Raw genomic sequence first — 22,624 nt, 5'->3', positions numbered from 1 at the left:
GGTCTGGATGAGGCTGGCGACAGCTCCCATGCGGACAAGGTCTTTTTGTTGTGACATTTTACAAATTGGATACAACTCCGGTCAGCCTGGATACATCTCCACCCTATAATAAAAGGGAATGTGCTACGCGAATTCATACATACAAGTTCATATAAGACCCGTTTCCGTATCGAGAAAATCGGACTTTTTGAACAACCTCTGTACATATTTGGCAAGTAGAAAGGAAGACATGCAGTAATGCTTCAAGTTGATCAATTATCCCACTCGTTCCGTAATGCTCAGGGAATCGTACCGGTGCTTCAAGATATCAACCTGACAATTGGAGAAGGCAAAATGGTGGCCCTGCTGGGCAGTTCAGGTTCAGGCAAGTCGACGCTGCTGAATCTGATGGCGGGGTTGATGAAACCAGATCAAGGCAGGATTCTCATTGCGGGACAAGATATCGTACGTTTCAGTGAGAATCGCCTGGCTGAGTTCAGGCGCAGTCATATCGGATTTATTTTCCAGTCGTATGAGCTGCTGTCCAATCTCACGATTCGGGAAAATGTAGAGTTACCGTTGGTGTTCATGGGTATCAGTCCTGCGAAGCGCAAAGCAAAAGCATTAAAGCTGCTGGAACAGGTTGGACTGGGTGAAAAAGCAAACTTGTTCCCGTCCCAATTGTCGGGCGGTCAACAACAACGTGTCAGTATTGCACGCTCACTCATTACCGAACCCTCGGTTATCTTCGCGGATGAGCCAACGGGAAATCTGGATACGGAGACAGAGGAAGAGATTATTGCGATTTTGCAGCAGCTTAACCGGGAGTTGAATACCACCTTTGTCATTGTGACACATGAAGCAGAAGTCGCGGAACAGATGCAGGTTGTACTTACATTGCAACATGGAATATTGGTTGAAGAGGCTGTAAGGGAAGTTTGAGGCAAAAGGAGAGGAAATGTGAGAATACGGGATGTAGCACGTATGGCCTGGGGACAGATCATTCGCAGAAAAATGGTCACACTGCTGTGCATGATGGGGCTGTCCATCGGTTCTGCTGCCATGATCATTGCACTTAGTGTGGGGCAGTCCGTACAGACCTATAGTGAGAAAACATTAAACGACAATTACAAGATGGATGAGATTATAATTACACCCAATGAAGGCATTCGTACGGGTAACAGCAAGGGGGGCGGTCAGAGCTCGACTTTTGAACGCGGTGCGCTGACGCTGGAGAAGATTCAGATTATTCAGAGAATTCCCCATGTTGCTGCTGTGGCACCCATGTTAAAGCTGGATTCGCTGGAGATGGTGCTTCCGGATGGTCGCAGTACATACGTTGAAGTTATTGGTACGGAGCTGCAGACCCTGGGCGGGTTCGGATATAAATATGCCGAGGGACGTGGGGCGGAGGATGGTCGTATGGCGGTGACCAGTTATGGGGCCGCATTCGGACTTGTAGACCCGAAAGTAACTCAGAAGCTATTCGAGCAGTTGAATGCTGATCCATATAACAATGAGCTCCTGCAGCAGTATACGGAAATGTCATCCAAGCAGGATCAGTTGGTTCAGCAGCGTGTTCAGTTCCGATATGAAGATTATGCGGATGCGAGTAAAACCAAAATGAGTGGCTCTGTACGTGTATCAGGCGAGCTTACAAAACCTTCCAACATGGATGAGATGAGTGCTCAGGGCGACAAAAAAGTATATCTGCCGCTGGACACAGCACGTGCGTTGCAGGATGAGCTTGGATTGCAACAGGCGGATCGTAGTGCTGCCAAGCGTCTGAACTCTGCCTTGGTCAAAGTCGAGGATAAACGCTATGTATCCCAGGTTGAAGAACAGATCCAAAAGCTGACGTTAAATACACAGAGCAATCTCTTCCAGGAGGAAGCAATGGCTGGCCAACTGGCGATGTATCAAAAGGCGGCATTGGGCATCGGTGGTTTTATCATGTTACTGGCCTCGTTGTCCATTGTTGTAGCGATGATCATGTCTACGCATCAACGGCGTAAGCAGATTGGTGTGATGAAGGTGCTGGGGGCGAATCTGTGGCAGATCCGCCAGATGTTTATTACGGAAGCAGCGATGCTTGGATTAATGGGCGGCTTGGCAGGTGTTGGAATTGCCTTTGCTGCCCTCGGCGGGGTGAACAGTCTGCTCGCGAGTCAGATGGCAGATCAGGTCAATGGTCCCATGACCGTAGTTATTCAGCAATCCGCTCTGCCACTCGGCATCGTGTTTGCTGTGCTGGTCGGTGTTGTATCGGGAATATATCCGGCAATTAGCGCATCGCGGACCAACGCATTAACTGTGATCAAATCGATGTAACTTTATCAGCGAAAGGGAAATTGGGCACATGAAGAAATGGATTAAAATTATCATCACGGTTGTACTTTTGGCAGGTGTGGGGTACTGGCTGTATGAAAAGTACAAACCAAAACCGGAGGCACCTGTTGAGATCCCGCCGCCAATTACGTTTGATGTTACACAAGAAACGATGACGCAAACGATTCAGGTGAAAGGGAAATCCGTATATACCGATCAGACGGATATCTATGCTCCGTATGCTTCGAACATCAAGCAGTGGCACGTGAAAAGTGGTGAGCAGGTGAGCAAGGGGGATATCCTGTTTACGCTCGACACGTCCACGTTACAAACGGAAGTAGAGCAATTGCAGAGCGATCTGGAGAAAGCCCAGTTGGAAAATAAGATGAATCAGGTTAGCCTGGATCAGGCGAATATGAGCGAGCCGCTTGGCGTGACGGAAGAGGAGCGCAAGAAGGCATTTGCGGATCGGGAAGGCAAACGTCTGACGAATGAGTTGAATCAAAAAGCGCTGGCCCTCAAGGAGAAGGAGATACAGAAAAAGCAGGCCGTGATGAGCAAGTCCATTGTGTATGCTTCAGCCTCCGGTATATTTCAGATGAATGAAGAGGACAGCAAGACACGTGCAGTGACGGAAGGACAGCTAATCGGGTCCATTACCAATATCAGCAAACTGAAATTCATGACGATTGTTGGTGAAGAAGAGATGTTCAGACTTAAGGTGGGAATGCCGGTTAAGGTACGAATGACAGCGCAGAAAGACCTGCAATTCACGGGGAAGGTAAGCAAGGTGTCCAAGTTCGCCCGGAAGAGTACCGATACAGACCTCAAGCAGGCTTCCCAGTTTGACGTGGTCATTGATCTGAAGCCGGATGCCAGGATGTATGGAGGCGTGAGTCTGGAAGGGGATATTGAGACGACACGGAAGGACAAAGTAACGGTTGTGTCCAGCCTGGCCATCATGCGTGACCAGACCGAACCTTACGTCTTGTTAGACAAAGGGAACGGACTGACAGAGCCGTTGACCATCAAGGCTGGAATGGAATCGGGGGACAAGACGGAAGTGGTAAGCGGGTTAAAACCGGGAGATATCGTCGTTCTGCCCTAGACAAGCGGGTTACTTCGACCTTGATCAACAAGAGGTTCATTGTGGCATATTGCCAGGATGAGCCTTTGGTGTGGTTAGGGGCAAGGGGTGTCCAAATTCCTGCCTGAATTATGGAAAAAAATATAATTAAATTTATATAATTCAATTTACAGTAATATTTACATGTCGTATAATCATACATAAGGAGGTGACACCGAACATCATGTTTGTAGATGGGTAGGCGAAGGCTTTTTTTTAAATCGTTTAAAGAAAGCGCTTACCGGAACGAAAAATCAGGTAACCTGTTAATCCATTTTCCACACTTCTTCATGTTTAACACACGTTCAACCTCACCCACCACATTATACTCATTCACATGATTCGCCCTCACACAATTTGTTTGATCAAGATTCCAGTTATACAACTATTCCTTATGGAGGTGATACAACCAACTCATCCGAACGTTCTCTTCGTGCTAAGCATCATAATGACACAGAGGATCAGACATGAGTACAACCCAATCTAACTAAAGGAAAGGTGGAACTATGAAGACTAAAATGAAAACCAAATCAAGAGGTAAGAAGATCCTGCGCAAAGGAGTAAAGCAAATGTTGGCGGCAACACTGCTGGCGGCGGGGATTTTCCCGGGGATGTCTCCGGGCTTGACTCAGGCGGCTGAAGCACATGTGGATAATCCATTTGTAGGGGCCACGGCATATCTGAACCAGGATTATTCGGCTCTCGTGGATACGTCTATTGCGCTGACCAACGATGCATCGTTGAAGGCCAAGATGGAAACGGTCAAATCGTATCCAACCGCAGTATGGGTTGACCGCATTGCTGCAATCTATGGTGGCCCGGACAACGCTGGTCGCAAAAGTGTAGAGGAACATCTTGATGCCGTTCTGGCCCAAAAGAAACCTGGTACGCCAATAACGGCTTCATTCGTTATCTATAACTTGCCTGGACGGGATTGCCATGCACTTGCATCCAATGGTGAACTTCCACTAACACAGGCAGCACTGCAGACATATAAAACGGATTATATTGATGTGCTCGCAGATATCTTCGCAGATCCGAAGTATCAGGATATTCGCATTATCGCCGTCATTGAACCGGACAGTCTGCCTAACCTTGTAACCAACCTGAGTACACCAGCTTGTGGTCAAGCCAGCTCAACAGGTATCTATGAGGCGGGTGTGAAGTATGCACTGGACAAGCTGCACGCCATTCCGAATGTGTACAACTATCTGGATATCGGTCACTCCGGCTGGCTTGGATGGGATAACAACCGCTCTGCAGCAGTCGCGCTGTATACAAGTGTTGTACAAGGGACAGCCGCGGGTCTGAGCAGTGCAGATGGTTTCATTACGAATACAGCGAACACCACACCGCTGGGAGAGCCGAACCTGTCTAACCCGGATCTCAATATCGGTGGACAACCGATTAAATCGGCCAAGTTTTATGAGTGGAATCCATATTTTGACGAAACCGATTTCACTGCTGCGCTGTATGCCGATTTCGTACAAGCCGGCTGGCCAAGCAGCACAGGTTTCCTGATCGATACTAGCCGGAACGGCTGGGGTGGGGTAGACCGTCCAACATCGGCTACGGGCAGCAACATTAATGATTATGTGAATTCCGGACGTGTAGATCGCCGGGAGCATCGGGGGAACTGGTGTAATGCCAGTGGAGCTGGCATAGGGGAAGTGCCTAAGGCAGCGCCAGGACCAGCGCATCTGGATGCTTATGTCTGGGTGAAACCTCCGGGTGAATCCGATGGCTCCAGCTCCGAAATTCCGAATAATGAAGGTAAAGGTTTCGACCGGATGTGTGATCCGACCTTCACAACTCGGGATGGCGTATTAACAGGTGCATTGCCTAATGCTCCGGTATCCGGTCACTGGTTCCATGATCAATTCGTGGCATTGGTGAAGAATTCATTCCCTGTGCTGCCTGCAAGTAACGGTGGCAATCCTCCAGGCGGTAATACCGCTCCAGCAGCACCCACAGCATTGACGGCTACTGCCGGTAACGCTCAAGTCTCCTTAACGTGGACTGCTTCTGCAGGTGCAACGAGTTATAGCGTGAAGCGGGCACTGAGTGCAGCAGGTCCATTTACAACGATCGCAGCCAATGTGAGTGGAACATCTTACAGCAACACCGGCCTGATCAATGGCACAACCTATTATTATGTAGTAACGGCAACGAATGCTGTAGGTGAAAGTGTCAACTCTGCCACAGCAACAGCTACACCGGTTGCAGGTGTAACGGCGCCAGCTGCACCGACTGCGCTCACAGCAACCGCAGGCAATGCACAGGTGAGCCTGACGTGGACTGCATCTACAGGTGCAGCAAGTTATAATGTGAAACGGGCGATCAGTGCATCAGGTCCGTTCACAACGATCGCGACGAATGTGAGTGGTACGTCTTACACCAACACTTCCCTGACGAACGGAACAACGTATCATTATGTGGTAAGTGCAGTGAACACAGCAGGGCAAAGTGCCGATTCCGCTGTAGCTTCCGCGACACCTCAAAGTGTCGTTGTACCGACAAGTGATCTTGTCCTGCAATATCGTGCTGGAGATACCAATGCGCAGGATAGCCAGATCAAACCGTATTTCAACATCAAAAATCTGGGCAGTACGGCTGTGAATCTGAGTGATCTGAAGATCCGGTATTACTTCTCGAAAGAAGGGTCGGCCGCAATGGATTCTGCCATTGATTACGCTCAAGTTGGCGGAGCCAATATCCAGCGGACCTTCACAGACTCGTATGTGGAACTGAGCTTCACATCTGGCGCTGGCAGCATTCAGGCTGGTGGACAGACTGGAGACATCCAGCTTCGCATGTACAAAACAGACTGGTCCAACTTTGACGAGACGAATGATTACTCCTTCGATCCAACGAAAACATCCTATCAGGATTGGAACAAAGTAACACTCTACCAAGGTGGAAACCTGGTGTGGGGCATTGAGCCTTAAGTGGAACTTATAACTAACGTAACTAATGAAGGTAAGGTCGTGAGAAGTGAAGTTCTCACATGAACAATGTATGTATAATCGCTTGAAGATCCGGAATTAGGGATGTAAGAGCGGGCGTATCAGGCTGGGCTGTCCTCTGTTCATGAAAATGAGCAGGGGCCAGCCCTATTTCTTTTCTAACGAACAGAGGACACGCTATTCAGTTGAATTGATGCATTTGAAAAATCTAACGAATCGTAGACATGCTATTCAGTTAATTTGGGTAGATTTTGATCTTCATAAACTAGTTCTGGTCCAAATAAGGTTACTGAGATTCGTTAGAAAAAACTTGGCGTTGAGTCTGAATCATGCTTCAGCCTGAATCGTTCATCGGTTTGATTTCCAAAATGACTCTTAAAAACACTGATTATTGATCGTTTTGGACGGATATTTGCCTAGGGTCTGGCAGGAAGGATGTCTATAATAGAACCCGATGGGCGGGATCACCTCGCTCAGATTGGAAAGAGAATGAAAGGAGGTCCGCACTCTGGTAGTCGGGCAAGCTGATTTCTCTTTTTTAATTTTGTAATCATTAAAGTTTGGAATCATTCGTTGAAGAGGTCTACATGGGTAATCGAATGTTCAATCATCATCAAAGTGTATCAGCATCATCTATTCTGTCTCAAGGAGCGTGAAGGTGGATGAACTCAGAAACAACAGCGCCGGTACATAAGGGATCGGCTTCAGGTCAGCAATCCGGTCGCAGGAAGGCGCGTATGCCACTTGCAGCCAAGGTGCTCTCTTCGGCACTCAGCGTAGCTTTGCTAGTTGGGGGAACAGCGGGAATCACTGGAGCAGAAGCTTCGAATGGAAATAGTACGACAGAGGCTGGACTGCAATCACATAAGGGAGGCAGTCATGTGAAAGAGATTCAGCTGGAATATCTGGATCGGGGACTGGTGGCTGCATCAACATCTGAAGGGGTGTTTCTCAGTTGGAGATTGCTTGGTGACGAGGCCACAGGATATAGCGATAAAGGGCTGACAGGAACGGACTTTAACGTCTACCGTGATGGCAAAAAGATCGCTACGGTCACCGACAGCACGAACTATGTAGATATCGGAGGCAAATCGTCTTCCCGTTATGAAGTGGCAGCGGTGAACAAGAAGGGCAAGGAAAGCAAACGCAGTGCATCCGTCAAACCTTGGGCGAACGGTTACGTGGATATTCCATTACAAAAACCGGCCGATGGTGTGACACCTGCGGGAGAAGCTTATACGTATTCGGCCAATGACATGAGTGTTGGGGATGTGGACGGGGATGGCCAGTATGAATTTTTCGTCAAATGGGACCCTTCCAACGCGAAGGACGTATCGCAAAAAGGATACACTGGTAAAACCTACATTGATGCGTACACCCTGGATGGACAGTTGTTGTACCGAATCGATCTTGGGGTTAACATTCGTGCAGGTGCTCACTATACACAGATGCTCGTTTATGATTTTGACGGGGATGGCAAGGCTGAGATAATGTTTAAAACCGCTCCGGGAACGAAGATTATCAAATATAACAAAAAAGGAAAAGTGACATCCGAGAAGTATATCACCTTACCGAAGGAAGACCGCAAGGCAGGCGTGAAGAACGAGGATGATTATCGTTTAAGTGCTGACGGGTACTACGATCACGTGGTGGATATGTTCAGAAACTGGCATAAACACGAAGAGGTTGTGAAGGGCAACTGGCCTGCGACATTGGAAGAGGCTTTTGGAATAGAGAAAAAGTATAACTATCCATTATCTCAGCAGGATGCCGAGAGCTTGGCCGATTACTTCATTGATGTCTATGCGGTAGAACGCAGCAACCGAAATGAGTTGCGTAAGTTTGAGGGTTTTATCGTGGACGGACCGGAGTACGTTACGGTATTTGAAGGGAAATCAGGCAAAGAGCTGGAGACGATCCCCTACGAACCTGAACGTCATGACGATGGCCTGATGTGGGGCGATTATGCCATGGCACGGATTGAACCGGGCAATCGGGTGGACCGTTTCCTGGCAGGCGTGGCGTATCTGGATGGCAAGAAACCATCTGCAATCTTTGCACGCGGATACTATACACGTTCAACGATGGTTGCCTACAACTGGGATGGCAAGAAGCTGAAAAAGGAATGGAAAGTGGACAGCGGCTGGACACCGATGAAAAATCCGTTCAATGACGGGCCGCATGGCGTGGATGGCACAGATCCAGTGTACGGCTCCATCACTACTCAAGGTGCGCACTATTTCAGTGTGGCGGATGTAGATGGAGACGGCAAACAAGAGATCATCTATGGCTCCGCCACGATTGATCATGACGGCAGCGTACTGTACAGCTCTACTGACCTGATGCCAGCCGAAAGTGCTGCACCGGGAACGATTGCCCGTCTGGGTCATGGGGATGCCCTTCATGTAGCAGATATCGACCCGGATCGTCCGGGACTTGAGATATTCATGGTTCACGAGGGTGGTCCGTGGGCGCCATATGGCTACTCCTTAAGGGATGCGAAGACCGGAGAAGTAATCTATGGCGGATACACAGGGAAAGATACGGGACGCGGCATGGTGGGTGATGTTGATCCAACCCGTCGCGGTCTGGAGACATGGGCTGTAGGCTTGTGGACAGCACAGGGGCAGAAAATCAGTGATCAAGCACCGGGGACGAATATGAATATCCGTTGGTCTGGTGATATGACGACACAGATCGTAGATGGTGCCATTGATGTTACACCAACCATCAAGGATTGGAATCGTGGCACGTTACTGACGGCCACAGGCACATTGACTAACAATTACACCAAAGGTACGCCGTCTCTTGTAGCTGATATTTTCGGAGATTGGCGGGAAGAGATGCTGGTGAGAACCACGGACAGCTCAGCGATCCGTATCTATCTGAGTACCGAGAAGACAGACCGCAAGCTGTATACGTTGATGCATGATGCGATGTATCGCGTGGGCATTGCCGGACAGAACAGTGGATACAACCAGCCTTCCTATCCGTCCTTCTACATGGCATCGGATATCGACTGGTCGAAGGTAACGCTACCTAAGTTCTACACGCCAGGTAAGGGCGGAAAATAAACAGGCCGGATCCGCAATAGTAAGAAAGCGTAAAACTCGATCAGATTTGTAACGTAAAGAAGCGACGTCAATGCTTACGAGTAGGCACTAAAGCATTTTGAAGTGCTCTATAGCTCTGGAGTCTCCCATGTGTCTCGGCACATGGAGGCTTCAGAGCTTTTTTACATGAGGATCTGAGGGAGTTGGGGATAGAGCCTGGTATGTTCCCGGCAATCATGTTACGTCATTCTTGTGCATCCGTTAATTCTAGATGTTCGGTTGAAGCGAACGCTTCAATGGTGTAGTTTCCTTGATCATGGATTAGTGTGGTGATAGAGCACTCAGGGATCAATTGGTTCTGCATAGCTATAAAATCGGAATGCAAGACGTTAAGCTCGCGCTCGGTAAAGGTTTGCACCAGAAAATCAGTAATGAGTCCTCCATGTGCAACCACAATAATGTTACTGTTCTCCTGCTCTTCATTAGCCAATTCGGTCAGGAGGGAGGCCAGACGTTCACCTGCCTGTTTGGCCGAGTCTCCCACGGGTGGAATGTAAACGGGGTCAGATGTGCATCGATCCCACATCGCAATGAATTCTTCGAATGATTGATCGGGACAATCTCCCCAATTGGCACGTTCACGCAGGCGAGGATCTTCGGTTATATGGGCATGGGTATGGCGGGCAATCATATTTGCAGTTTCTTGGGCACGCCGAAGTGGGCTGGTAAGAATTTTAGTAACAGTAAGGGCAACTCTGGCAAAATGAAGTGCTGTGGCTTCGGCTTGTAACGCCCCTTCGGAAGTGAGGGGGACATCACCGATTCGTCGTTCTTTGAGGCCGTGCCTCACCAGATGAAAGGTGGTACTCATAATTGGAAACCTCCATAAGTAAAAATAGTTCAAACAAATCATTAGATGAAAAACTAATTATATATTTGTCTAATTATAAAATACAATCATCATTTGAGTCAGGACGTTTATATCCAACCTACATAATTGTTACAATGGAGAAAAGTGAGGATCGATCGTTGAAGGACTGGAGGTATGGACATGAGCATCTCGAAGCGCTGGACAGGAAGCCTGTATCAGGAGGCATTGCGAACAGAGGATTGTGGGCCACGTTTTTACGCGTACTATTATAAGCAATGGGACAACTACCGTATGTCCTATCACAATCATGATTCCACGGAGATCATGTATATTATTTCGGGAATGTGCCGGGTGGATGTACAGATGCCGGATGGGAGCTCAGAGCAGAGCGTTTTGAAAAAAGGACAGTTCATTATGCTCGATGCAGGTGTCCCGCATCGTTTGCTCGTAGAAGATGGGGTGCCTTGCCGGATGCTCAATGTGGAGTTTGGATTCGCCAGCTCACCTCCCGGACAACTATCCATCCGTCAACTCGCGCAAGAAGAGGAAGAAGTCCATACGCTGCTCACTAATGCTTCGCCATATCTGGTACTGCCTGACCCGGAAGAGGTGTATCACATTATGAAGAGTTTGGTGCTGGAACTCGATCAGCGCGGTCTGCTGGAACAAGAAAGATCGACTGCACCGATGAGGATTATTCCACCAGAGGAACGGTCGCATCAACGCGAAGCCCGGAATCTCTCATCCCCGGAACAGGGCATGCTGGTGCGTACGTTGTTCATCCAGTTGATCGTCCGTGTGGCACGTCTGCGTGGGGAAATGAACCGAAGTGCGCCAGATCAGGCGGAATTGTATGTCAAACGAACGATCGAATTCATGCATCATAATATGGATCGCAATATTCAGATGAAGGACATTGCCGCAGCCGTCAATCTGCATCCGGGTTATTTGCATCGCATTTTCCGTCAGCACACGCAGCGAACACCAACCGATTACCTGACGATGCTTCGGATGGAGAAGGCCAAGATGCTGCTACAGCAGACGAATATTCCGATTTCTGAAATTTCCGACTATGTTGGAGTAGGGAGTCGTCAGTATTTTCATATGTTATTCAAAAAATATACCGGCCGTACGCCTGTTGAATTTCGCTCCTCGATGGAACGACATGTCAGTCAGTACCCGACGAATGAATAAGTTAGGATTTTTGACAACAGGGACTGGAACAGGTCATGATTTTGATAACGCTTCCCCTATTGGCGTTGGTACAATGATTTCATGAAGAGAGTCATTAATCGAAGGGAAAGATTCGGATTAGGGGAGGACATAGACATGTCGTTTAAAGTGGCGTTTATCGGGGCAGGAAGTATCGGATTTACACGGGGATTGCTGCGGGATTTGCTCACGGTACCGGAGTTTAACAACATTGAAATTGCATTCTGCGATATTAGCCAGCACAATTTGGACATGGTGACTGAACTGTGTCAGCGGGATATCCGGGAGAACGGATTGAATATTCAGATTCAGCCGACAACGGATCGTAAAGAAGCGTTAAAAGATGCGAAGTATGTTCTGTGTACGATTCGTGTTGGGGGACTGGAAGCTTTTGCAACGGATGTGGATATTCCACTGAAATATGGGGTAGACCAATGTGTCGGCGATACGCTGTGTGCAGGGGGCATAATGTACGGACAACGCGGAATCGCCGAGATGCTGGACATCTGTAAAGATATTCGTGAACAGAGCGCACCAGACGTGCTGCTCTTGAACTATTCCAATCCGATGGCGATGCTCACTTGGGCTTGCAATAAGTATGGTGGTGTGCGGACAATCGGACTGTGTCATGGCGTACAGCATGGTCATCATCAGATTGCGGAAGCTTTTGGTTTGAAAAAGAGTGAAGTGGATATTGTCTGTGCCGGCATTAATCATCAGACCTGGTATATTCAGGCTTCTCATGAAGGGAAAGACCTTACAGGTGACCTGCTCGAAGCCTTCGAGAAACATCCAGAGTACAGCCGTACCGAGAAAGTGCGGATCGATATGCTGCGCCGCTTCGGATACTACAGTACGGAATCGAATGGTCACCTGAGTGAATATGTGCCGTGGTACCGCAAACGTCCGGAAGAGATCAACGAATGGATCGACCTGGGCAACTGGATTAACGGAGAGACAGGTGGCTATCTGCGCGTATGTACAGAGGGGCGCAACTGGTTCGAGACTGATTTTCCTAACTGGATGAAGGATGAACCGATGCAATTCATTCCGGAAAAACGGGGCGAGGAGCACGGTTCCTATATTATCGAAGGGCTGGAGACGGGACGTGTCTATCGCGGACATTTTAATACCGTTAATCATGGAGTCATCTCGAACCTGCCAGATGATGCGATTATTGAAGCACCGGGATATGTGGATCGCAATGGCATCTCTATGCCGCATGTGGGCGATTTGCCATTGGGACCAGCCGCGGTATGTAATGTGAGCATTTCCGTGCAACGGCTTGCAGTCGAAGCTGCGATGAACGGAGATGATCAATTACTTCGTCAGGCGTTCATGATGGACCCGCTCGTGGGTGCTGTATGTAATCCAAAAGAGATCTGGCAGATGGTCGACGAGATGTTGGTTGCACAGGCTCAGTGGCTACCACAATACGGAGATGCGATTGCTGCCGCAGAAGCAAGACTTGCTGCGGGTAATCTTATTCCGACGAAGGAGTATGAAGGTGCAGCACGTCTTAAGGTGAAAACCGTTGAAGAGATGCAACAGGATCGTGATGCTGCCAACAAAAACGCAGGTGAATCCGATAAAGGCAAAGATCGTGAGAAAGTGCAGCAATAGATACAAAGGCGTAAGGGCCTCTCCGAAATTGGAGGGGCCCTGTTTGTTTTATTTTTTCGACACCACGGATAACAAAGGCAAAAGAGGTATCACCCAAGGAAACCTGCGAATTTTGAGCGGATGTCCACCGGGCAAAGGCTCCATAATAATGAGTTCCTTTTTCCTGTGACAACTGGAATGAACCTTCTCGCAAAGAGATGGGACGTGCCTTCCCATTCACATATTCAACCAGAGTGAACTCGTCAGGGGGGACATTCGTATCCAGATGAAAAACAAGAGAGGAATGTTGCTAATGTTGCTCACTGTGAGGCATACTTACCATGTGATGCATATTACCTTTACAGACATAGTAATATGTCTTATAGTATACGCAGGATGGAAGAAAGTCGGTGAATTTTGCAGATGGATGTTCAAGTGATTAACAGTGATCTGATTCGGGGCAATATTGACCCCATCATTCTGAGTGTACTTATACCTTCTGATAACTATGGTTACAGCATTATTAAGGAGATCTATCGCAAGAGTGGAGAGCAGTTTGAATTGAAGGAACCTACGCTTTATTCCAGTTTGAAGAGGCTGGAGAAGAGTGGATATGTGGAGTCCTACTGGGGGGAAGAGACGCAGGGAGGACGACGCAAATATTACCGAATTACAGTGCAAGGCCTCGAAGCCTATAGAGAACAGGTTCAAGCTTGGCATGCAGCCAAGGCACTGATTGATTGCATGATTGTCACTGGAGTAAAAGGAGATGAAGACCTATGAGATTGGAAGTTCGGATTACCCGTCATGTGAATCGGCTGTTCGCTCACGCACAAGATACATTGGACAATCGGGAATTAAAAGAAGAGATTCACAGTAATCTCGCTGCCCGGATTGACGATTATATCTCTCAGGGGATGAGTGAAGAAAAGGCATTCCAGACCGCCATTCAGCATATCGCTGGTATGGATCAAGTGATGAGTGACCATCGAAGGGTACAACGTGTTCCTTACTGGACAGCGTTGTTGCAGTCTGCTCTGATTTATAGCCTTATAGCCTGGATCATAACCATTCCAACGAGAGTGGTGATGCATGGCTCCGCCATAAACAACCTGCTTATGCTCGTGAGCTTCCTTGTTGGGGGGGCATATGTATTGTATATGTTGACCAACAGGACGAATGATCCAGCAACTTCAGTGCAAACCACAGTGATTCGAACCCATGCCTTCATGCAGTGGAATCGCAGAATTTGGTGGTTGTGGGCGGTGTTCATGATTGTACTATGGGGAACACAGGCGGCGTTGCGATTTGGAAGCAACATCTGGTTTAATCGACCCATTCAAGTGGATGGACCTTATCAGTTTGCTGTGATGGCGATTGCCTTTGCTATCCCGTTACTGAGCGTTATTATTCCTTTGGTAGTGCATCGTGCGTATCGGATCATTAGCAAATATGAAGTGAGTGATGTGTCATGAGAGGGAAAAATATATGGATTATTGCACTCGTTGTTCTCGGTGTGGTTGGCCTCGTGTTCGTTGAGGGGTTCGTTAATCCGAGGAACGAGGCAAAGCAGAATCGATATGAAGCAGAACAGCAAAATCCGCTGACGCATGATTTTACCGCCTTAGCCAAATATCGCAGTCCCTATATGGGTGATAATTCAAACCTTAGTCATCTGAATCAGGCTTTACCTTTACGAGAAAGATTGAATGGTTACCAACTGTACCCGGAGACGTTCGCGGCTCAAGTGAATTATAGCTTGGATACACATGAGATGGATGCAGAGGAACTTGAGCGGATACTTGTATATAATGCGGTTGCGAACTTTGTGATGATCGATAATCTGGAGCAGGTCGTCTACCAGTTAGAGAATACCAGCTATACCTTACGTCGTAAATCCGCTCAACAATGGACAGGTACGGAATTAAAGGAGCTTCAGAACCCGGAGTTATGGGATTTGACTGTACGCGAGAAGCTGGTAGAACCAGCACAAGTGAAAGAAGTTTTTTCACAAATTGTTGACAATTAAGCTGCATGGAATCCAATGAAATAGGCAAGAGACTCGACTCTTCTCCCATGCTATGTTATTATAAATCTCTGATAACGTGGTAACGAACTAAAGCGTTTTGGTTTTGGTTATAGACATGGAGGGGTTCGAGAGATGAGAAAAAAAGCGATTCTACTATTATTCATTAGTATATGTGTATTGATTGTGGCGGGTTGTTCCAGTTCCGCAAGCAAAGACGATAACACGATTGTTGTAGGAATTGACGACAAGTTTGCTCCAATGGGTTTCCGGGACGAGCAGAATGAAATTGTTGGTTTCGATATTGATTACGCACGAGCTGCAGCGGAGAAAATGGGTAAAGAAATCACATTCCAGCCGATCGACTGGTCTTCCAAAGAGTCAGAGCTGAACAGTGGGCGAATCGACATGATCTGGAACGGATATACCATTACGGATGAGCGCAAAGAGAAAGTGCTCTTCACGAAGCCGTATCTGGAAAACAGTCAGGTAGCCATTACACTGGCAGACTCGCCAATTACGAAGCTGGATGAACTCGATGGCAAAAATGTGGGATTGCAGGCATTGTCCTCAGCGGCAGATGCACTGGCAGCAAGTCCCCTGAAGGATAAAGTAAAAGCTTCCGAATTCAAAGATAACGTGCTTGCTCTGACTGACTTGAAAACAAAACGTCTGGATGCGGTCATCATTGATGAAGTGGTCGCGAGATACTACATGTCCAAGGAAGAGGGAACATTCAAACTGCTGGATGAATCTCTTGCACCGGAACAATATGGAATAGGTATCAAAAAAGGCAATGAAGAGCTTCTGAATCAGCTGCAAAAAGCGCTGGATGAGCTGAATGCAGATGGAACAGCAGCTAAGATCTCCACTCAATGGTTGGGTGAAGACAAGGTTCTGAAATAGGCAGGTTACACACCTGATATATAGTTAGAAACAAAACGGACCCCGTATTCCACGCTGGAGCGATTTATGCTTCGGAGGAATGCGGGGTTAACAGATTAGAGGAGACAAAACAATGAGTTGGGATTATCTATCGACCATTTTAAAACCGATGCTAGAGGGTGCGCAGACCACCATTTTCATGTTCTTGCTCGCGATCGTGTTATCCGTGCCGCTTGGATTTGCGGTCACGCTTGCGATGAGAAGCCAGATTAAACTACTGGCATGGATTGCCCATACGTATGTATATGTGATGCGAGGAACACCGCTACTGCTCCAAATTCTATTCTTCTGCTTCGGTTTACCGTTGCTGCCGGTGATTGGAGAGTATCTGGTGTTTGATCGCTTTGTAGCAGCGGGGATTGCGTTCATCCTGAACTATGCGGCGTACTTCGCTGAAATCTTCAGGGGCGGACTGCTTTCCATTGATAAAGGTCAACATGAGGCAGCGAAGGTACTGGGGTTAACAAAGTGGCAAACGATGACTAAAGTCATTATTCCTCAGATGATTCGTGTAGTATTGCCTGCAACGGCCAATGAGTCCATTACGCTCATCAAGGATACGGCACTGCTCTATGCCGTGGCTGTACCTGAGCTGTTGTATTACGCCCAAGCGGCGGTAAATCGCGACTTGCAGCTGATCCCTTTCTTCGTGGCAGCGGTTATGTATCTACTCATGACACTCGTGCTCACGGTGCTGTTCAAGGCACTGGAGAAGCGGTTTTCATTTGAATAAATTAAATCTGATCAATCAAAGGACTGTCTGCTTATGACACATATAATAGAAGTAAATCAGTTGAGAAAATCATTCGGTACACTTGATGTGCTGAAACAGGTATCCTTCAACGTGGAACCAGGCGAAGTAATTGCCGTCATCGGGCCTTCGGGCTCGGGGAAAAGTACGATGCTGCGCAGCCTGATTCATCTGGAGGATATTTCGGGCGGAACAATTCGTATTCAGGATCAGACGTTGGTTGATAATGGCCGTTACGCGGGTGCCGCAGATATTCGCAAGATGACGGATCGCATGGGCATGGTGTTCCAGCATTTCAACTTGTTCCCGCATCTGACTGTACAAGCTAATCTGGAACTCGCACCAAAGACGTTGAAAAAAGAAAGCTTGGCAATCATCCGGAATCGCAGTCTGGAATTACTCGGCAAAGTAGGGCTGTCGGACAAGGCTGACGCGTATCCAGCCAATCTGTCCGGTGGACAGAAACAACGTGTAGCTATTGCCCGCGCACTCATGATGCAGCCCGACATTCTCCTGTTTGATGAGCCGACGTCGGCACTCGATCCCGAACTGACGGGAGAGGTGCTGCGTGTCATCAAACAGCTTGCGCAGGAGAACATGACCATGATGATCGTCACGCATGAGATGGGCTTTGCCCGTGACGTTGCGGATCGTGTATTTTTCATGGATAACGGGGAGATTGCAGAGGCGGGACCGCCAGAACAGATCTTCGGCAATCCAAAGCTTGCGCGTACCCGGACATTTTTGCAGCGGGTGGAAGTGGAAGGATAAAAGGCATTCCAATCTAAGAAATATATAAAGAACGCAATCCTATGAGTAATAAGGGATTGCGTTCTTTTTTTTGAAAGTAATAGCTTATGTCCACAGGTATATGTTCCAGATCATCAATACCAGGGTCAACACGATATAAGTTACTACATTCCAATGTGTTCGAACTCGATAAGTGGTATAACTCATGATTCCAAACATAACAATACTAAAACATAATACAGCCACATTATTCCGATAAAAAGCAATAAGTACAAGCATCACAATCATAAGTATATTCATGACTTTATCGATTTTCATCGTAGTGATCCCCCAAAGATATTCAGAAAAGTATTACGACTATAATAATATCTATATGTTAGAGGTATTCTTGATTTATATCATCACACGGATAAAGGGGTTCTTACATTCATATCCTTGAAGTACAATCTATAAGTAAAGAACAGGGAGGATTTACCTTGGAACATCGCGAAAATGATGTAGATCGTTATTATAACGACACATTGCCACCACCGCCTTATGTAGTACCAAAGACCAATAGTAAGTCGATTGTATCACTTGTTTTGGGGATTCTGTCCGTCACGATTCCTTACGTGGGAATTTTAATCGGAATCGCCGCGATTATATTTGCATCTTTGGCCTTCAAAGAGATCAGAGTTCGCATGGAGCAAGGCAGAGGATTAGCCATTGCTGGACTTGTTTGTGGAATAATCGGTACGGCGATGTATGTATTACTTATTGCATTCGTGCTATTGTTTACTTTCGCTGTCACAGGCTTTGATATGTACTCTACATACTAGAAATATTGAAGTTAGCAAACCTAGATTGTATCTCTAACTAAAAAAGCAAAGGCGTACCTTAGCCAACACCTCTGTTGTCCAGAAGAGTGTGTGGCATCGGTACACGCCTTTGCTTTTTATATTCCTTTTTTACAGGTGAATTGCGACTTCACTGCTGACGTTTTCGTTCTCCGTGGTCCGGTGCATCAGGAAGTACGTTAAAGTTCCTGCCAGACCCATTAGAGCGAAGATGCAGAGAATACCGATCTGATCCCAAGCCACGCCGAACTGTCCGCTTGAGATAACTGCTTTATAACCTGTTACCGAATAGGTCATAGGCAGCCATGGATTAAACACCTTCAACCAGTTTGGAATCAGTTCGAGCGGGAAAGTGCCCGCACTGGTGGTGAGCTGGAAGATCAGCATCAGAATGGCGAGGAATCGTCCCGGATTTTCCAGCCAAGTCACCAAAGCCTGAATGATGTACATGAAGCTTAGACTGGTCACAAAGCTGAACAAGAGGAACAACGGAACGCTCTGAACTTCCAGACCCAAGCTGTACAATACGAGCCATGAAGCAAGCAGGGATTGCACAGCACTCATGAGTGTGAAAGCCAGCGTTTTGCTCACAAAACGATTCCAGCCACTTGCCTCGCTAACCGTGCTGCCGCGAGTTGGCACAACCAAAGTGGCAATCAATGCCCCGACAAACAGCCCCAGTGACAGGAAGTATGGCGAGAATCCTGTACCATAATTGGGTACCTCATTATATTTATGCTCATCGACCTGAACAGGCTCTGCATACATGGTTACCAGTTCATCGGTCTTTTTCACACTAGCCGTCTGCTCAGCCGCTTCATTGAGCTTAGTGGCAAGTTCGCCAGAGCCGTCGGTTAATTTGAGCGTACCCTCTTTTAACTGACCTGCACCGTCATCCAGCTTATGTGAGCCATCTGCAAGGGTTGTGATTCCATCTGTAAGTTGGCTTACACCCGCAACCAACTTGCCTGCACCCGCATTCAATTGACCTGAACCGTCCGCAAGTTTGGCTCCTCCAGACGCTGCTTCGGATAATTTGGAATTGAATTGCTGTAGTCCCGTCGCAAGCTTTTCATGTCCGGCGGATAATTGCGTGGCACCTTGTACGAGTTGTTGTTCACCCTGTACCAACTGGCTGCTGCCTTGATGCAGTTGCTGCTGTGCAGCGTACAGGTTTTGACTGCCTGCGACCAATTGTTGCCCGCCCTGATACACCTGCTCGCTACCAGCGGCAACTGCCTGACTTGCTGCCAGGAGCTGCTTCATAGCTGGACTTGCGGCCAGTTCTGGACTCGCTTCGGCTAATTGGGCAAGACCTTGCGCAACCGCTTTTGCCCCCTCGCTAACTTTGCCACTGCCCACAACAGAACTTTGCAGCCCAGCAGTCAGCTTTGCGCTGCCTTCCTCGGAAGCCGCCAATCCAGCATCTAGCTTAGCTGCGCCTTCTTGAGCAGATTGAATGCCAGCCTGTAGCTGTTTGCCGCCAGTTTCAGCCTGGGTTGCTCCATCACTCAGCTTCGTACCTGCTGCTGCGAGTTGGGACAGCCCACTGGAAAGGGCACTCGCGCCCGTATGAAGATCACGTGTGCCTTGGGCGAGAGTGGACGCACCTTCTTTTAACGGAACTATGCCGGTTTCCAGCTTGTCGGTGCCAGCGGCCAGTTTGGACAGGTTCTCTTTTAATGTAGCAGTACCGTCATCCAGCTTGATCGCACCATCATGAATCTGACCTGCGCCATCCCCTGCATCCGCCAAACCGCCAGAGATTTTTTCGATCTGATCCAATAACGTTTCGGTATACGATTCTGTGACTTTGGCAGCGACTTTGGAGCGAATTTGTTTGACCGCCGTGCCACCAATCTGACCTGCGAGGAAGTTGTATCCTTCATTGGGTTCGTAGATCAGGTCGGCCGGCTCGGGGTGCTCATCCATCAGGGTTGTTGCTTTGGTGGAAAAGTCCTCCGGAATCACAATCGTCATATAATACATGTTGTCTTGCATGCCTTGTTCTGCTTGTTCACGAGTCACGAATTGCCAGTCGAAATCATCACTTTTTTTCAATTCATCGACGAGATTCTGACCGACCTCCAGTGATTTGTCATTGTAGACTGCGCCCTGATCCGTGTTGACCACGGCTACAGGTAATTCATTCATTTTGCCATAGGGGTCCCAGAATGCATTCAGGAACAGGCCACTATACAATACCGGAATGAACAGTACAACGAGAATCGGAATAAATACTTTTGGTTTCTTGAAGGCGGACTTCAGATCCTGCCCAAATACGTGGAATGATTTCATCATGTTCTCTCCCTATCCTTACGCTAATCCGTTTGTTCTATCTCTATTAAGTTGTGAATCTATTGGCATGCCTTTCTCTAGGTGGGGGATAAGCCATTCTTGAGAAAGAGGCCCACAAAATCCTTGATCTGATCTTTGTGCAACGTAGGATGCGCTTTGTTCCAATCTGAGGTTAAGGTGACATACAGCTTCAGCAGGACAAAAGAAACCAACTTGGGATCATCCCTCCGAATCTGCTCTAACTCCATGGCACGGCTGACCTGACGCTCCAAATATTCGAGAATGGCTGTCTCCACTTGCTGCAAACCTTCCTTGGCTTGCGGAGTACCGAACTCGTTAACCTCCTGAAAGAGCTTGATCAACAGCTCATGTTCCTCCCGGTACTCCAGCAGAGAATCCATGCTCATATGCACGTTATCCAGAAAGGAGTTCTCTTCCTTCACCGTCTGCTCTGTAATCTGTCTCATATCCGCAATGATCGAGCGCAGAATCTCGCTGAACAGTTCTTCTTTATTTTCGAAAAAAGTATAGATCGTTCCCTTGCCCACATTGGCAAGTCTCGCAACCTGCTCCATCGTTGTGGCCTTGTAGCCAAACAAGGCAAAGGATTTCTCGGCAGAATCCATCACCTGTTGCCTTCGATCTATCGTTTTCATCACATATACACCTCCTTGTAGGTTGAAAGGCTAATGGTAAGGTAAATCCTTTAGTGACCGTTTTACTATTATGGTCAGTTGGTCGTTAACAACTGTAGCACTTGAACAGGGAAGATGGATGTGATCTTTGTCATGGTATGGATGGGGGGCGGACAGCGGATCAAGAGGGCAGGGGATTATTTCTCAAAATAAAATGTTAAAAATAAAAGGCATGTGTGATAACCATATTATTGGTCATCACACATGCCTTTGTGGACATAGCAAATATGTTAGATGTCTTGTTATCTTTAATGTTCACGGGTCAAATAGGATGGATTAATCGTGTATTCCTCCACCTGTGTTAGTAGCCCAGACAGGATACCATCCTTTAGCTATATTCTTTGTATTATAGAGAACTAGATTTCCATCATTTTGCATGATTAGCAGGTCGCCCACAAGATTTTCAGGTACATTTCCCGGGCCATACCACGCATTGGCCCACGCCTGATTGTCGGATGTCCAGTAGGGAGTATTGCTATAGTCCGTCAATTTCAGTCTTCCGTTATATTGATCTATAACAAGCATAACAACTCTGCGTTCCTTGAGATTGGTGCTCCAGATCAAAGTTTTTTTCTTTACATTTCTCAACTCAACGTCACCTTGCACATTGAAATTGAATAGATATCTAGAATTGTCCGATAATAACCTTGTTGTAAAGGTCATATTCTCAGAAACCGTAAGTCTTTCTTGGAACGCAAATGTTGTTGAGGAAAAAGGGAGAAGTAGTAGGAACATAGCTAAACTGAGCAAAAATGTCTTTTTCATAATATCCTCTTTTATGGTTTTATTTTCTAAATGTAGAGTAACTATATCATAGTAAAGTTTTAAAATATATCATTATTTCCATAACTAAAAATAAATTGAATTTATAGAAATTGAAACTTTCAACTCTTGCCCTGCGTCCAAAATCTAAGACCAGAGTCCAACAATTATATATGCAGAAGAAATACTGTCTGTTAAATGATACCGGGAAGTATAGAACTAGAATTTACCCACCTACCCTGGTAACAACAAAAAAACCAAGGCTTTGAGTGAAGTTGGTCTTACCCCTGTCAAGCAGACAGATGAAAAAAGCTATGCTGCCAGTGCGCATCGATATTCAATCGGTGCGCGCTGTTTGAGTTTGGCTTGAAAACGTCGGTAATTGTAATTGTACATATAATCTTCCACAGCTTGTCGAATCTCT

20 protein-coding genes are annotated in these 22,624 nt (G+C 47.3%); 14 read left to right on the top strand and 6 right to left on the bottom strand.

Annotation, left to right across the window (positions count from 1 at the left end; all coding sequences use genetic code 11):
- Nucleotides 1-237 precede the first annotated feature (237 nt).
- The 5 genes from AB4111_RS25540 to AB4111_RS25520 all read left to right on the top strand — a co-directional run bounded on the left by AB4111_RS25540 (nucleotide 238) and on the right by AB4111_RS25520 (nucleotide 9,473).
- Nucleotides 238-921, top strand: a complete 684-nt coding sequence (locus AB4111_RS25540; RefSeq protein ID WP_442033724.1) for an ABC transporter ATP-binding protein — start codon at nucleotides 238-240, stop codon at nucleotides 919-921.
- Nucleotides 922-939: 18 nt separating this feature from the next.
- Complete coding sequence (locus AB4111_RS25535; RefSeq protein ID WP_442033723.1) at nucleotides 940-2,310, top strand: ABC transporter permease; 1,371 nt, start codon at nucleotides 940-942, stop codon at nucleotides 2,308-2,310.
- Nucleotides 2,311-2,338: 28 nt separating this feature from the next.
- Nucleotides 2,339-3,415 carry an efflux RND transporter periplasmic adaptor subunit gene (locus AB4111_RS25530; RefSeq protein ID WP_442033722.1) on the top strand — a complete coding sequence of 359 codons (1,077 nt, stop codon included), beginning with the start codon at nucleotides 2,339-2,341 and terminating at the stop codon, nucleotides 3,413-3,415.
- 524 nt (nucleotides 3,416-3,939) lie between these two features.
- Entirely contained in the window at nucleotides 3,940-6,381 is a 2,442-nt protein-coding gene (locus AB4111_RS25525; protein ID WP_442033721.1) for a glycoside hydrolase family 6 protein, read from the top strand.
- A gap of 755 nt (nucleotides 6,382-7,136) precedes the next feature.
- Nucleotides 7,137-9,473, top strand: a complete 2,337-nt coding sequence (locus tag AB4111_RS25520; RefSeq protein ID WP_442033942.1) for a rhamnogalacturonan lyase — start codon at nucleotides 7,137-7,139, stop codon at nucleotides 9,471-9,473.
- A gap of 223 nt (nucleotides 9,474-9,696) precedes the next feature.
- On the opposite strand, the gene AB4111_RS25515 is transcribed toward AB4111_RS25520, so the two are convergent.
- Nucleotides 9,697-10,323: a histidine phosphatase family protein gene (locus AB4111_RS25515; protein WP_149846326.1), complete on the bottom strand. Its 627-nt coding sequence runs from the start codon at nucleotides 10,321-10,323 to the stop codon at nucleotides 9,697-9,699.
- Nucleotides 10,324-10,503: 180 nt separating this feature from the next.
- On the opposite strand from AB4111_RS25515, the gene AB4111_RS25510 reads away from it, so the two are divergent.
- The 8 genes from AB4111_RS25510 to AB4111_RS25475 all read left to right on the top strand — a co-directional run bounded on the left by AB4111_RS25510 (nucleotide 10,504) and on the right by AB4111_RS25475 (nucleotide 17,630).
- Nucleotides 10,504-11,517 (top strand): AraC family transcriptional regulator, encoded by a 1,014-nt coding sequence (locus tag AB4111_RS25510; RefSeq protein ID WP_442033720.1) that lies wholly within the window; start codon nucleotides 10,504-10,506, stop codon nucleotides 11,515-11,517.
- A 135-nt stretch (nucleotides 11,518-11,652) separates the two neighbouring features.
- A complete protein-coding gene (locus AB4111_RS25505; protein ID WP_442033719.1) occupies nucleotides 11,653-13,158 on the top strand; it encodes an alpha-glucosidase/alpha-galactosidase in 1,506 nt (501 codons plus the stop codon).
- A 402-nt stretch (nucleotides 13,159-13,560) separates the two neighbouring features.
- Nucleotides 13,561-13,920, top strand: a complete 360-nt coding sequence (locus tag AB4111_RS25500) for a PadR family transcriptional regulator (RefSeq protein ID WP_442033718.1) — start codon at nucleotides 13,561-13,563, stop codon at nucleotides 13,918-13,920.
- Nucleotides 13,917-14,612 (top strand): permease prefix domain 1-containing protein, encoded by a 696-nt coding sequence (locus AB4111_RS25495; protein ID WP_442033717.1) that lies wholly within the window; start codon nucleotides 13,917-13,919, stop codon nucleotides 14,610-14,612. Before AB4111_RS25500 ends, AB4111_RS25495 begins: the two co-directional genes overlap by 4 nt.
- Nucleotides 14,609-15,166 carry a DUF4825 domain-containing protein gene (locus AB4111_RS25490; RefSeq protein WP_442033716.1) on the top strand — a complete coding sequence of 186 codons (558 nt, stop codon included), beginning with the start codon at nucleotides 14,609-14,611 and terminating at the stop codon, nucleotides 15,164-15,166. Before AB4111_RS25495 ends, AB4111_RS25490 begins: the two co-directional genes overlap by 4 nt.
- Nucleotides 15,167-15,298: 132 nt before the next feature.
- Nucleotides 15,299-16,069, top strand: coding sequence for an amino acid ABC transporter substrate-binding protein (locus AB4111_RS25485; RefSeq protein ID WP_036672520.1), 771 nt, complete (start codon nucleotides 15,299-15,301; stop codon nucleotides 16,067-16,069).
- A 112-nt stretch (nucleotides 16,070-16,181) separates the two neighbouring features.
- Nucleotides 16,182-16,841 carry an amino acid ABC transporter permease gene (locus AB4111_RS25480; protein WP_149846333.1) on the top strand — a complete coding sequence of 220 codons (660 nt, stop codon included), beginning with the start codon at nucleotides 16,182-16,184 and terminating at the stop codon, nucleotides 16,839-16,841.
- A gap of 33 nt (nucleotides 16,842-16,874) precedes the next feature.
- Entirely contained in the window at nucleotides 16,875-17,630 is a 756-nt protein-coding gene (locus AB4111_RS25475) for an amino acid ABC transporter ATP-binding protein (RefSeq protein WP_149846334.1), read from the top strand.
- An 84-nt stretch (nucleotides 17,631-17,714) separates the two neighbouring features.
- Here AB4111_RS25475 and AB4111_RS25470 read toward each other — a convergent pair whose 3' ends face one another.
- Nucleotides 17,715-17,927 carry a hypothetical protein gene (locus tag AB4111_RS25470; protein ID WP_091015752.1) on the bottom strand — a complete coding sequence of 71 codons (213 nt, stop codon included), beginning with the start codon at nucleotides 17,925-17,927 and terminating at the stop codon, nucleotides 17,715-17,717.
- A gap of 158 nt (nucleotides 17,928-18,085) precedes the next feature.
- Here AB4111_RS25470 and AB4111_RS25465 point away from each other — a divergent pair, with 158 nt between their 5' ends.
- A complete protein-coding gene (locus tag AB4111_RS25465; RefSeq protein WP_149846335.1) occupies nucleotides 18,086-18,427 on the top strand; it encodes a DUF4190 domain-containing protein in 342 nt (113 codons plus the stop codon).
- A 129-nt stretch (nucleotides 18,428-18,556) separates the two neighbouring features.
- Here AB4111_RS25465 and AB4111_RS25460 read toward each other — a convergent pair whose 3' ends face one another.
- From AB4111_RS25460 to AB4111_RS25445, 4 genes are all read right to left on the bottom strand, one after another.
- Nucleotides 18,557-20,743, bottom strand: coding sequence for a YhgE/Pip family protein (locus AB4111_RS25460; RefSeq protein WP_149846886.1), 2,187 nt, complete (start codon nucleotides 20,741-20,743; stop codon nucleotides 18,557-18,559).
- 77 nt (nucleotides 20,744-20,820) lie between these two features.
- On the bottom strand, nucleotides 20,821-21,399 hold the full coding sequence (locus AB4111_RS25455) for a TetR/AcrR family transcriptional regulator (RefSeq protein ID WP_149846336.1): 579 nt from the start codon (nucleotides 21,397-21,399) through the stop codon (nucleotides 20,821-20,823).
- Nucleotides 21,400-21,714: 315 nt separating this feature from the next.
- Nucleotides 21,715-22,203 (bottom strand): hypothetical protein, encoded by a 489-nt coding sequence (locus AB4111_RS25450; protein WP_076319415.1) that lies wholly within the window; start codon nucleotides 22,201-22,203, stop codon nucleotides 21,715-21,717.
- Between the two features lie 309 nt (nucleotides 22,204-22,512).
- Entirely contained in the window at nucleotides 22,513-22,620 is a 108-nt protein-coding gene (locus tag AB4111_RS25445; protein ID WP_442031539.1) for an IS3 family transposase, read from the bottom strand.
- Nucleotides 22,621-22,624 lie beyond the last annotated feature (4 nt).

Origin of the sequence: Paenibacillus sp. 2KB_22, assembly GCF_052115745.1 — a bacterium.
Classification (GTDB): Bacteria; Bacillota; Bacilli; order Paenibacillales; family Paenibacillaceae; genus Paenibacillus.
The sequence above is the reverse complement of the archived record's forward strand: the minus strand, read 5'-3'. Positions and strand labels throughout refer to the sequence as shown.